9 protein-coding genes and 1 pseudogene are annotated in these 13544 nt (G+C 52.8%); 8 read left to right on the top strand and 2 right to left on the bottom strand.

Annotation, left to right across the window (positions count from 1 at the left end):
• Positions 1–11 precede the first annotated feature (11 nt).
• The 8 genes from IRJ25_RS13420 to IRJ25_RS13385 all read left to right on the top strand — a co-directional run bounded on the left by IRJ25_RS13420 (position 12) and on the right by IRJ25_RS13385 (position 11877).
• Entirely contained in the window at positions 12–773 is a 762-nt protein-coding gene (locus IRJ25_RS13420; protein WP_167365538.1) for a ParA family protein, read from the top strand.
• Positions 770–1576 carry a hypothetical protein gene (locus tag IRJ25_RS13415; RefSeq protein WP_269318472.1) on the top strand — a complete coding sequence of 269 codons (807 nt, stop codon included), beginning with the start codon at positions 770–772 and terminating at the stop codon, positions 1574–1576. Before IRJ25_RS13420 ends, IRJ25_RS13415 begins: the two co-directional genes overlap by 4 nt.
• Positions 1577–1600: 24 nt before the next feature.
• On the top strand, positions 1601–4162 hold the full coding sequence (locus tag IRJ25_RS13410) for a sigma factor-like helix-turn-helix DNA-binding protein (RefSeq protein WP_269318471.1): 2562 nt from the start codon (positions 1601–1603) through the stop codon (positions 4160–4162).
• A gap of 105 nt (positions 4163–4267) precedes the next feature.
• Entirely contained in the window at positions 4268–5422 is a 1155-nt protein-coding gene (locus tag IRJ25_RS13405; protein ID WP_269318470.1) for a hypothetical protein, read from the top strand.
• Complete coding sequence (locus IRJ25_RS13400) at positions 5419–7983, top strand: SNF2-related protein (protein ID WP_269318469.1); 2565 nt, start codon at positions 5419–5421, stop codon at positions 7981–7983. Before IRJ25_RS13405 ends, IRJ25_RS13400 begins: the two co-directional genes overlap by 4 nt.
• A gap of 277 nt (positions 7984–8260) precedes the next feature.
• Positions 8261–10345, top strand: a complete 2085-nt coding sequence (locus IRJ25_RS13395) for a hypothetical protein (protein ID WP_269318468.1) — start codon at positions 8261–8263, stop codon at positions 10343–10345.
• Positions 10346–10362: 17 nt separating this feature from the next.
• A complete protein-coding gene (locus IRJ25_RS13390) occupies positions 10363–11586 on the top strand; it encodes a ParB/RepB/Spo0J family partition protein (RefSeq protein WP_269318467.1) in 1224 nt (407 codons plus the stop codon).
• Positions 11587–11601: 15 nt separating this feature from the next.
• On the top strand, positions 11602–11877 hold the full coding sequence (locus tag IRJ25_RS13385; RefSeq protein ID WP_269318466.1) for a hypothetical protein: 276 nt from the start codon (positions 11602–11604) through the stop codon (positions 11875–11877).
• Between the two features lie 442 nt (positions 11878–12319).
• Here IRJ25_RS13385 and IRJ25_RS13380 read toward each other — a convergent pair whose 3' ends face one another.
• Positions 12320–12694 carry an HNH endonuclease gene (locus IRJ25_RS13380; RefSeq protein ID WP_269318508.1) on the bottom strand — a complete coding sequence of 125 codons (375 nt, stop codon included), beginning with the start codon at positions 12692–12694 and terminating at the stop codon, positions 12320–12322.
• A gap of 102 nt (positions 12695–12796) precedes the next feature.
• Positions 12797–13414, bottom strand: a pseudogene (locus tag IRJ25_RS13375) (hypothetical protein); the annotation flags it as partial.
• Between the last annotated feature and the right edge of the window lie 130 nt (positions 13415–13544).

Below are 13544 nucleotides of genomic sequence, written 5' to 3'. Positions count from 1 at the left end.
AAAAAATCGCGTTGTACAACCGTAAGGGAGGGGTCGGGAAATCGACCACGACCATCAATCTAGCTCACGCCTATGCAAGGGACGGGTTGCGTGTACTCGTTATCGACGCCGATGACCAGGCGTCCTCGACGAACGGCCTCGGTCTGACGAACGACTATGAGGGCAAGGTGTTATTGGATTGTCTATTAGAGGAGAACGACCCGTTCTATACACCGATCGAACAGGTCATCGTGACCTGCGAATACGAGACAGGAACGATCTACTTGGTCCCGACGAGACGATCCGCCTCGCCGAGTGACCTGACCAGTCAAATCGGTTATGAATATCGTCTGAGCGAGGAGCTTGCGAAACTCGAAGAGTTGTTCGACATCTGCCTGATCGACTGCCCGGGTTCGACATCCGCCTTGAATCCCTATGCGCGCTGCGCGCTGGTCGCCCAGGACCGGATCATCATGCCTGTCCAGATGCAAAAGTTCTCGATGGACGCGGTCTACTCGGCTCCCGAGGAACTGGAAGAAATGAAACGCTTCCGAGAAGACATTCATATCGCGGCCTTCATCCCCACCATGGTGAGCGCCCGTTCCAAGGGGGATACGACGACCGTGGAGGAACTCGAGGAGCTCGGGGAAGAGGTGGGCATCCCGGTCCTGACGACGATACCGTATGCGGTGAAGGTCCAGACACTGCAGCGTGAGTCCCGACCGGTCATCGACCACAAGAGTCCCGCGACGGACGCATACCTACAGCTTGCACAGGAGGTACTCTCGTTATGAACCGTAATCGTAAAAAGCACACACCAAAGATCTCAACGTTCAATGCAAACCTGCCGGTGAGACAAGGATCAGGGGATTCGGACAATCGAAGCGAGCAAGTCGAGGCGGTGAAGGAGTTCTCTGCCACATCGACCGTGGCGAACCCTTACCAGTCCCTGCCGGCGACGGGCCTCTCGCGTGTCATCACGAAGAGGCTTCCCGAGGACATGGCGGGCATCGTACAGTACTATAACCACATCGATGCCATTCAAGCCACGAGTTTTGTCGAAAAATGTCGTATACTGGCCCATGCGAGTAGCCTGTTCCGCGACCCTGAAACAAGGGACGGATTCAAGGAGCAAGAGGGGAACTGGCAAGATTTCCTGGCGAAGATCGGGATGTCGCACTCTCAGGTAAACCGATTCGTTTCCTTCTGGAACACGTTCGGACCGAAGATATTGGAGAAGACGATCGAGCAAGAGTTCAGCGCGACGAAACTCGCCGAACTCCTCTCCTGGCCGGAGGACCCGAGACCTGCACTTCTGGAAGGGAAGACCTACCCTACGAAGAATGGGGAGAAGGGCGTGTATGAGATGACGCGTGAGGAGTTGCGCGAGGTGAAGAGGATGCTGCTCGACCGGCAGGGGAGTCGTGTCATCGAAAATGTTAGGCAAAAGACCCTGAACATAAAAATCAGTTTTGATGACCGGGAAGATGTCCTTTACAAGGGGTTGCTCGATTTCGCCAAAAAAGAGAACGTCACTGAAGATGAAATCATACGCCGTGCCCTAGAGGCTTATTTGAAATCTCAACACAGACCATGACAAAGATTGCGAGGAAGATGAGGAATGGACAGACTACCTGGTCAAGGGGGAGGCAGGTATCATGATATCCCCCTCAAAGATCTACAAAATAGTTTTTTGGGGTTGATCGATGTCGCTGAGAAGGAAGGATATCGTTTCACGTTTCATACGGCAGTCCAATTGATACGTCAAGGGTTGACACCTGATGATTTTCTGATGGGGGATGAGGAGACGCTCATTAAGTTTCGAGAGCCGGTCAAAATCACCCTTGGCGAACTCGTCGAATTATACGGACCCGAAAGATTCTATGAATTGTGTTCGAGAAGGACCTTCTACCATCTGATTTTTCTGGGTATGGGGGTAAATGAATCACTCCCGAGATTACTGAGAAGCAGAGGATTCGATTACATATCTTTCAAAGATGTCGATTATGACACGTTCAAGGAGATGACCGGGGGACGGAACAGACTGACCACGTATCAAAAGCTTATGGGTGCTTATCGAGCGTTCGAGGTGGAGATGGGCGCCTCCTTCGAGAGCTCTGGATCTAGTGTCGCTCATCTCGGCCATGTGAGGGGGGAAGTCTCTGATAAAATCGGGAAAAGAGAGATGAACGTGTTAGAGAGAGAGTTCGTCAGCAACTGTTACGACTCGCTCCCTAAAAAGTTCGCTGTGGAAGAGCTCAAGGGGAGACTCAGAGTCGACGAGAGGCGCCTCTCCGTTATTTTGAAAAGAGCTGAAGAAAAGGGTTTACTGAAGGTAGATGGACATGATGTGGAAAAATTAAGACGAGCATTCAAGGACATCATGTCGTCTGAATATATTCCGAATAAAGAACTCGTATCAATGAGATTCGAGGAAGGATTGAGCTTACAAGAAATGGCGGACAGGTTGGATGTCTCAAAGCAGCGTGTCTCACAGAAATTGAAGACGACGCTGGAGTGGATTCCGATATCGCATGTGAAAGAAGCCAAAAGATACCTGCGCAGGTTCCGGCGTTTTGCTATGACAGAGGAAGCATTTGTGACGATATTCGAGGAAAGTCCTGCAATCTTCAGGCTTCTGGATGCAAAGGCCAAAAGTGGTACAAATGACATGTTGGAAATGTACACGAGGTTGAACGAGGAGCAGAGGAGGAACTTTGAGCAATACTTCTCCGTCTTTCCGATTGACGATCGTCTGGTCCCTTTTAGCAAGAAGAGCATCCTTGAGAGAGTGGTGTTCGAGAATGCTCGCGATCATGCACTTCGCATCGAGGAGGTGGCAGTCCTTTATCAACAATATATCGATGATTTCTTTCCCGAAGAGACTGCGATTGGTCTGAGGGTCGACGAGAGGAGCCTCATGGGCCTGGCAAGCCGTTCGGAACATATTATCGGCTCCAATGGTCTACGAGTCAGGTATCACTCGCCGGATGTGTGCACCGAAGATCGGTTAGAGAGGGTTAGAAGATTATTTAACCTGGAACCAGGAATCTACCATGCCCGCTTCATCTATGATTTAGACAGAGAGCTCATGCGAGAGTTGGATTGTCAGGATGCATATGAACTCCATAATCTCATCAAAAACAAGATTGATCACCCTCATGTGATCATGGGGAGGATGCCAGAGCTGGCAATCAATGTCGAGGACAAGAAGACCTGGTTACGTCATCTCATCGGAGAACATAGTCCCATGCCACTCGAGGAGTTCTTGGGATACCTGGAGGGCAACTTTGGACTGCACGTCCCTTCGATGCGCAGTTTGATTCAAACGGATTTTGCGCACCACCTGACCCCGAATAACATCTTGATCACTGTAACGCCCTCCATTTCGCTCGCAGAAGGAGAGTGGCTCTCTTCTGTCCTTGTCGAAGATATCTATACTTTCGACCAACTCTTGGATGCCTATCCGGACAAACCTGAACTGTATGACAAGTTTCTAAACAAGGCTGTCCTTTCGACCGTAGGATATGTCATAAGGGGAGGATTCATCGTCAGGCAGGAGTTCGGCAGCGGAGAATCCTATTTCAGGAGCAAGATCAGGGCTCAAGATTTGTACCGGATAGAGTATACACCCGCTTCAAGAACGCAGACATATTTTAAAGTGCTGAAGGACCTCGAGACGAATCTAGAGATATTCAGATTCGACGAAGACCATTACATCAGCCTTGGTCGCATGGAGCGTTCAGGTATCACGAAACAAGAAATCGAGGTTGAAATCGTCAAACTTGTGCGGTTCGCGAGCGGGCTTGGAGAAGAGTACTTCACGTTACCGCAGATTCAAGAAAAAATCGACTCTCCATTGTTCAATCTTGGAATGGAGAACGTCTTTTATGAGAGGCTCATCCGACTACAAGACGGGGTGAACTTCATCCCGACCATTGGAGGGGACATCTTTTATTTTGCGAAAGAGAAGAGGGCAATCGGACAATTCTATCTCGAACATATGACCTCTGAAGATGGTCTGGACGTCCATTTTCTGATGGCAGAGCTCGAGGAACGTTATCAGATTTCCTTGAACCGAGCAAAGTTGATCGAGTCGATCAAAGAGCGCGGAGGCCATTTCTCACCTGAGACAGGGAAGGTCTATCGAAACAAGGATACCTTCCTGTCCAGCATCTATTGAAACAAAGACATACATTAGACATTCATCAGGAACGGGGTTATCAGATTGAGAACAGAAACCAATATTGAAAAGATTGATTTACATGCAAGGGTCGGAAAGGATATCATGCGAACTGACCAGAAACGAAAGTTGGCTCTGAAAGGCGAGATGCGGAGCTTCGAAGTCTATCGAATCCCTCTCGACCTTCTTCTCTACAACAAGCGTAACGGACGTATCATCAGCTGGATGAACAAACTCGAGTCCGAAGGGGTCGTCGTGGACGAGCTTTCAAAAGACGAGTATAACGAGAAGGTCGAGACGATGATCGTCGACTCGAACCGGACCGCCCTCGAGAAGACGAAGAAGAACATCAAGGCCCTGGGGCAAATCCATGCCGGTGTCGTGTTGAACAACGGGACCGTCGTCGACGGCAACCGACGATTCACCTGCCTTCGTCAACTCAAGCGTGAGGACGGGGGAGACCTTTTCTTCGAGGCCGTCATCCTCGATCCTGAGGAGGGACTGACGGACGCTGACATCAAGCGACTCGAGCTGCGCATCCAGCATGGGGAGGAGCGTCCGGTCGATTATAACGCCATCGACAACTTGGTCGACGTCTATAACGACATCCGAATCAACCGTTACTTCACGACCAAGGAATACGCGGCGAACATCGGCAAGAAAGAATCCGATGTCAAGAAGATGCTCGAGAAGGCCGACCTCATGGTCGAGTACCTCAAGTTCATCAATGCGGAAGGCAAGTTCTATGTCGCACGTGAGCTCGAACTCGACGGTCCGCTACAGGAGATGACCGGGATCCTGCGGAAAGAGAAGGATGAGGAGGACCGCATCCGGGTACAGGACGCACTCTTCACGGCATTGAGCACCTCGAAGGACAGGGACCTCACCCGTTACATTCGTAAAATCGGGAAGGACATCCTCGGAAGCAAGAACCGTGAGGAATTCCTAGAGGAGTTCGAGGACATCGTGGATGACGTACACGATGCCTTCCAAGAGAGGGAGACCGTCGACATCTCGACGATTCGAGAGGTGAACAAGGACCTCGAACAGGTACGTTCCGAGGCATCTTACATCGTGAGCCGTCGTGCCGAGGAGACGGCCATCACACGAGCCCAGATGAAACCGGTCGACGCGTTGAACACCTCGCTCAAGGCGCTCGAGAACATCGACACGGAGCAGGTGTCCAGGATGGATGCACACACGAAGGGCGAGTTCGACCGATTGGTGAACCTATTGCGGGAGAGACTGGATTCCCTATGAGGGCCGAATCGGACTTTCGCCTCCTCGACCTGAAACCCTCATATTATACGAACCAGACGAGCATCGCGAAAACCTTCTATGAGCCGGTCCTGTCGAACGCCGTCTCCTATGACCGTGTAAGCGGGTATTTCAGCGGGAAGGCGTTCGCGCATTATGCGAGAGGGATTCAAGGGCTGGTCCGGAACGGCGGAAGGATGCGCCTCATCATCTCCGAGGAGATCGCGGAGGAGGACTTCCTTCAGATGACCGACGGATATCGTCTGAGACGTGAGCTCGAGGAGGACCTGTTGGACCGACTCGACGAGAAGCTCTCCCTCCAGGAAGAGGCGGACTTCTCGAACCTGGCCCATCTCATCGCGAGAGGGGTCGTGGACGTCCGGGTCGGCTTCATCCGTGCCGGACTGTTCCACTCCAAGTTCGGGCTCGTCAAGGACGCGGAAGGGAACATTCTCTATTTCACCGGGTCCAACAACGAGACACGCGCCGCCATCGAGCACAACTATGAGTCGTTCGACGTCACCGGGACCTGGCTGTGCTCAGACTTCGACCGTCAAAAGATCGACAGGGCCATCGAGGAGTTCGAGAGCCTCTGGTCCGACGGTTCGGGCAGACACGGTGTCCGTGTCAGGGAGTTCGAGGAGCTCGTGCTGAGTCATATCCTGAGAAGAGACAAGGGGAGAATCATATTGGACAAGGAGATGCTGTTGGACGACGCCCTGGTCCTGACGTTGGATCAGGGCAGGCTCGTCGTCCATGACCGGGTGGCGCCCGGCAAGTTACGTGCGAACGAGCGCACATTGACGAGGACGCTCGTGCCGTTCTGCGACGGAGGGTATCCTGCCTTCCGGTCGGATCTCACCTATGTGGAGATCAAGAAGGTGATCAGCCATCTGGAACGCCTCGGGGGAAGACGTGGCTTCGAGGTCGTCGTCACCGAACGTCTCCGGCAATACCTGGGAGACCAGGAGTTCATGATCGAGGAGAGGGCGGAGTATGCGCGTCTCCTCAAATCGTCAGATGAGAAGGTTCAACGAAAGTACGAGACCTTCTCGAGCCTGGTGGACAGGGAACTCGAACGAAAGCTACGGGAGCGGCAGATGCGTTCGGCCTTCTATATGGTCGAGATGCAGAAGGCGGCGAACTTCTCCGTCCCGGGCGCAGGGAAGACCTCGATGATCTATGGCGCGTATGCATACCTCTCCTCGAGAGAGGTGAACAAGGTCGAGCGACTCGTCGTCATCGGGCCGAAGAACACGTTCATCTCATGGAAAGACGAGTTCCGTGCCAACTTTGGGGACAAGCGAGACCTCAGGGTGCTCGACATCCATGACTCGGTCGAGCCGTTGCTCGCCCTGAAGACCGACGCCCACCTCTATGACCTTATCCTGGTCAACTACGAGTCGCTCGGGAAATATGAACGGGTCCTCTCGGAGGTGATCGACCGCTCCACCATGCTGGTCTTTGACGAGGTTCATAAGATCAAGGGGCTGAACAGCATACGTGCGAAGTCCGCGAAGGCGTTGGCGCCCCTTGCGCCTTACAAGTTCGTCCTTACCGGGACGCCGATACCCAACACCTATGAGGACATCTATAACTTCCTCAACATCCTGTACGGTGAGGAATACAAGTCATTTTTCAATTTCAAGCCTTACGAGCTAAAGGAACCGAACGAGTCGAAGGTCCAAGAGGTGAACACGAAGCTGGCGCCGTTCTTCTGGCGAACGAACAAGCGGGAGCTCGGTGTGCCGGATGCGGATGACGACATCCTCTACAGAATCGTCGCAGACGACTCGGAACAGCGCATCATCGACCTCCTCTATCGGAAGTACCGGGGGAACCCGTTCACCCTGTACATCCGCCTCATCCAGGCGGCATCGAGCCCGGAGCTCGTCCTCCGGAACATCGACATGGAGGAGATGTTCGGGGAGGATGCGGCTGAAATCCCTCTTTTGGACGGGGAGGGGCAGCCTAATGTCTCCTTGGATATGGAGGAGATACGTCTCCTCAGGTCCGTCCGAGAGACACGGAAGTTCCGTCGTGCCATCGACACCGTCATCTCCCTCCACAGGGAGGGCAAGACCGCGGTGGTCTGGTGCATGTTCGTGCATACGATAGACAGGGTCCATGAGGAGCTCTTGTCGAACGGGATCAGGTCTGCCGTCATCTATGGCAGCACGCCACAGGAGGAGCGCGAGCGACTGATCCGTGCCTTCCAGAACCGTGAGTTCGATGTCATCGTCACGAACCCGCACACGCTGGCGGAGTCGGTGTCGCTCCATCACGTCTGTCACGATGCGGTCTATCTCGAGTATTCGTTCAACCTCACCCATATGCTCCAGTCGAGGGACCGGATCCATCGTCTGGGACTCCAAGAGGGACAATACACCCGTTATCATTACATGATGATGGAGGGCCAGCCCGATAGACAGAACATGGTCGATGAGAAGATCTACATCCGACTCAAGGAGAAGGAGCAGCGTATGCTCGAGGCGATCGAGAACGGCGAGCTCCGACCTGACCCGAACGTGAACTATGACGACATCGTCGCCCTGTTCGATTGAACCGATAGTCGAACGATTTAGATGGAGGAGGTCCGCCGAAGGCGCGGACCTCCTCCATTTTGTCGATTTCAAATAAACAGACGAGGTGGTGTATCGGGACAGATGAGTCATCGAAGAGATATCCCTCCTTTGTAAAAATGATGATACGTCCCCTAAAAATCAGGGAAAAAGATAGGAAAGTGGAGACAAAAAAATGAATACCTGGGTACTAGACCTAATACATGTATTCAAAATCGGACGAGATGCCGTCTGATGGTCAAGGGAGGAGGAATGAGAGATGAAAAGCGGGCCTGGGGAGCGTGGCGCACGAGCGGGTCGGACGGACAGGGAGCCATTCGAGAGGAGAATCGCGAGGAAAGGAGTCGAGCATGTCTTTTATGAGAACGTATATGACGAACTCGGCGACGTCTTCTCCCTAGAAGAGGTGGCGACCCTCCTGGAGACCGAGAAGGATGATGTCGCCGATCTGCTCGAGAGATCTTCGAGGCATGGATTCGTCAAATCGGACGGTGAGAACTTCAAGAAGAGGACACGGACCTTGTCCTCGCTGTTGTCCTCGGATGACATCCCGGAGTCGGAGCTCGTTCGTGCAAAATTAGAGACCGGTCTGGACGACCTCGTGCTCGCCGAACGCCGGGGACTACCGCTCCGGACCTTCAAGAAAAAACTCAAGAGAGCTTTGGCGATGATGCCGGTGACGCATGTCTCGGACGCCCGACGATACCTCAACAGGTTCAAGTCCTATGCGTTCACCGAAGAATTGTTCATGGCGGTGTTCGCCGAAGACGCTCGGATGTACCGCTTCCTGTCCCTCAAGGTACGAAGCGACCAGGGGGATGTCAGAGGGATGTATGCCAGGTTGAACGAGGTGCAGCGCGCCCGGTTCAGGCGTCACCTCTCTGTCTTCGTGAACCGTGTGGGAAATCTCGAAGAGGCCACCATGACCGGGGTCTTCGAGCATGTGTGCTGGATGAACGCCGGTCAGGCACACATGTCCATCGATGGATTGAAGACCCTCTATGACGCCTTTCTCGACGAGCAGTTCGATGAGTGGACGGCCGAGAGGCTCAAAGCGGATGAGAGGAAGCTCGCATCCATCGCCTCTAGGTCGTGCCGGATACTCTTCTCGGACAATCGATATCGATTCTATGACGCCTCGGTGCTCACCAAACGAAACCTCCAACGTCTGAGGGGACTTCTCAGGCTGGAGCCCGGCTTCTATAGCACCGAACACATCTTCGGCCTCGACCCATCCCTCATGGAGGATTTGGACTGCATCACGCATGAAGAGCTCCATCAAATCATCAGACACCACGTCACCGTCAAGAACGTGACCATGGGACGCCTCCCCGAAATCGCAATCGGTGTGGACGACAAGTCGGTCTGGCTGAAGAGACTGGTCCGAAGACATGGGCCGATGGAAATCAGTGATTTCCTTGAAATCTTGCATGCGAGTTTCGGGCTGTCCCCTCGCAGCGTGAGACGGACGTTGAAGGATGCGCTACCAGAACTCGTCTCACCGGACGGCATGATCGGGGTCACGATGTCGGGAGCGACGAAGCGAGAAATCGACTGGTTCTCGAGGCGTCTCACGAGGGACATCTATACCCTTGAAGAACTGGAAGGCATGTTCAGAGAAGTGAAGGATTTCAAGGCGAGGTTCATGAATCCCGTCTCCCTGGAACGTTGTGGCTTCACCCTACGGGGAGGCCTCGTCCTTCGTTCACACCACGATAGCGCAGATTCATATTTTAAAAAACTACTCGTCGCGAGCGACTTCTTCATCGTCCCGGACGAACCTGCATTCAAGACCGCCACTTTCAAAAGGGCGGTGAAGGACCTGGAAGATAGACATGATATCTTTCGGTTCGATGAACGGCAGTACATCCATCTGACAAGGCTCAGGAAGGCGGGCGTCAACAAGGGTGTCGTGAGGGGATTCATCAAAGAGGTGATCGAACACGTCAAACGACAGCAATGGGAATACTTCACTGTCCCGATGATTCATCACCAGGTAGAGTCGTCCTTGTGGGAGCTCGGTCTAGAGGATATTTTTTTCGAGGGACTCTTACATTCGCATCCTAAAATCGGGGCAATCAGGACCGGCTCAGGTGACATCTTTTATTTTGGGAAAGGGGCAAGGAGCCTTGGAGGTCTCTTCATCGAGCATCTCCCAAAGGATGGGGGCATGGAGCCCCTCGAGTTGAAAGAGGACATCGAGACCTCCCTTCATCTCCTCTTTGATGAGAGCGCCATCGTCTCGGCCATTCGGGACCGAGGAGGTCATTTCTCTCCGGAGACAGGCAAGCTCTATCAGGACAAACAGACATTTCTGGACAGCATCTATTCGATTGACGAATGACAGGGGAGGGATTGGACATGAGGAAAGGGCCAGAGAACATCAATCTCAGAAAACGGATTGGGGAAGATATATCTCTTACCGAGCAGAAGAGGAAGCTCACATTGAAAGGGGAGACGAGGGTATTCGATGTGTATCGGATCCCCCTCGAGCACCTGGTCTACAATCGACGGAACGGACGAATCATCAGCTGGATGAACCGTGTCGAGTCAGAGGGGGAGGACGTCTCGACCCTTGACAAGAATGAATACAACGACAAGGTGGAGGAGATGATCATCGAGTCGAACAAAGGGGCGCTCGAGAAGACGAAGGCCAACATCAAGAACTTCGGACAGCGGGTCCCAGGTGTGGTGCTCAACGATGGGACCATCGTGGACGGGAACCGTCGATTCACCTGTCTCCGTCATCTGAGACGTGACCACGGGATGGATGTCTTTTTCGAGGCGATCATCCTCGACCCGAAAGAAGGGCTCTCCGATATCGACATCAAACGGCTCGAGCTCAACCTGCAGCATGGTGAGGAGCGCCCGGTGGACTACAATCCGATTGATAACCTCGTCGACGTCTATAATGACATCGTCGTCAATGAATACTTCACGGAACAGGAGTATGCGTTGAACACCAACAAGAAGCTCTCGGAGGTCAAGAAGATGGTCGAGAAGGCCAAACTGATGGTCGAGTACCTGGAGTTCATCAACGCCGACGGAAAATTCTATCTCGCGAGGGAGCTGGAGCTGGATGGTCCCCTCCAGGAGATGGTCGGCATCCTGAAGAACGAGAAGGACGAGGAGGAACGGATCCGAGTGACGGACACGCTCTTCACAGCGCTGACGATCTCCAAGAACAAGGACTTGACCAGATACATCCGTCGCATCGGAAATGACATCTTGAAGGCATCGAATCGAGAGGCGTTCCTCGAAGAATTCGACGAAATCGTTTATGATGTCGCCGACGCTTTTCAAGGAAAAGAGAAGGTCGACCTGGAGGCCATGAGGCAGCTCAACTCGGAAATGAAGGACCTGAGAGACGAGGCCGCCTCCCTCATCGACCGTAGGGCCGACGAGACGGCCATCTCCCGGGCGAAGATGAGACCGATTGATGCATTCAACACGTCCCTGAAGACGCTCGATACAATCGATATGGACCATATCGGAAGGCTCGATCAGAAGAACAGGGAGGAGTTCATCCGTCTCATGGGACGGATGCGGGGAGTGCTGGACTCCTTCGAGGAACGTCTTTCATGATGGATCGGCAATGACATGGCTGTAAAACCGAAGAAGTCGCCGACATATGTGCCGGCGACTTCTTTTCATCAGACGACAGAGCGCCTCATGTTCTCGATGACATCGAACGTTCGTAGGAAACGGGGAGATAGGGAAGCGTGTGCGAACCTGGGTGCAGGTCTCCCGCCCCTGGCGGCCGTCCTCGCGACGACGGTCTCGATGTCGAGAAGATCAGGGAGTATCGAAGAAATGACGGCCTCGGTGTATCGGACGAACGGCATCCGGACACCCATGTGTCGAGGACTCGGATAATTGATGTCCTCCTGCAAAATCAACCAGTATAGGAGCACCCTGGTCTGTCGACCCTCCAACCTGTGTCCTGCGATTTCGAACGGGGAAGGAAGGTCCACAGTCCCGGTCAGTCCATTTGTAGCCAAATCCTCTAGAAAACAGAGCATCGACTCGGCCCCGTCGTGTCCCGATATCTCGCAATACGTATGGACCGCACGGACCACGTGTATATGCGAAGGGGCGAAATCGTTCAAATAGAGGCAATAATCACCGGTCTTGCCACCGCGTAACGCTCCAGGATATCGCAGTTGTAGGCCCGGGACATGTTCCTCCAAGGAGTGTGTGTTCCCATGGACCTCTTGGACCGGCATCTTCGTATAAAGATTTTTCATGTATAGAATGTCATCTGCGAACGGCATGGACGAATCCTCCTGAATAGTTTTTGAGAGTCGAACAGATGTGTTCATCTTGAAGAGGTTTTAAAGATGTTCGCCCGATGAAGGCGCATGTATGCCTTGTTTCTCGGTATATGTGAGAGGTGCATCGTCTCGTCTATCGACAATCTCTGCCATTCCTGGCGAGGGAACATCTCTGAAATCAGAATCCTCCCATCGTCCTCGAACGTGATGAATCCTTTGTCGAACAATGCGTCGTGGGTGACGCAGAGAAGGAGCCCATTGTCGGGGTCTTGCCGTTGATGTTCGTCGGCGACCGACCATGGGATGATATGACTCGCGACCAAGAGGGGCTCGACCGCCATACCACACAGTTCACAGCAGGCGCATCTTTTCAGGAGTTCCCGTCTGAATCTTCCCTGTGTTTTTCGGAAAGATGCCATGCGATAACCGATGCTCTCCATCTTCGCCTTTTTCTTGTTGCGGTTGGGGCTTTGCACCTGAGACGGTTCGACATGTGGGTCAAATGCTCGTTCGGCCAGGAAGCGGAGCCACTCCACTGGTGCATTTTCAGAATCGATCTTCCCATGCTTCAAGTCGAGCAACCACTCCCTGGTGACGGTCGTCCTCAAAACGGTGAATCGTCCGACCAGGTTCTCAAAATCCTCCCCTGTTTGATTTTCATTGAATCTCTCCAGAGTCAAGGCCTCTGAAGCGTCTAGTCCCTCGACGTAAGGCACAGCCAAGCCGATGTATTTGACGCTCCCGTCAGGTAGTTTCTCAAAGTAAAAGAATGGCACGATATGTGCACCAAATCCCTCGTATGATCTTCTGAAATATTTGATGAACGCCTTGTTTCCTGCCTATTTCGTGGAGAGATGGTCTCTGCCAGGTTTTTGATTGTCCCCGTGATAAGTCAGAATACCGCTAGCTGTATCATAGACGTTTGGCCAATTCAGCTGTGCGCCACTGTTCACGAGTACAATGAACGCCTCTTCTTCAGATGACCCGTTGCTAGCATGTAACATGGTACGGCGAATCCCACCCATGTTACCGATTCCCCTATATCCATCGAACTTGAAAATCCTTTGAATCGGTTCATCTCTCGTATAATTTCCTGTGTCACCAGAAAGGTACCCTCGTTCAGGAACAAGGTTTGACATAGGTAAATCTTTAAAACTGACCGTATCCATAATGACTCCTCCCAGAAAATACTTTTCTCCTCCTTCTCAGGACCTTGTGATAGGTCTCGGTACGAAGATGGAAGTTTCTCTTATCCATTATAGGTCGTTT

It is taken from the genome of Exiguobacterium sp. KJ 601 (genome assembly GCF_027161185.1).
Classification (GTDB): domain Bacteria; phylum Bacillota; class Bacilli; order Exiguobacteriales; family Exiguobacteriaceae; genus Exiguobacterium; species Exiguobacterium profundum.
Note: the sequence above shows the minus strand (reverse complement) of the source record. Positions and strands in the feature narration are given on the sequence as shown.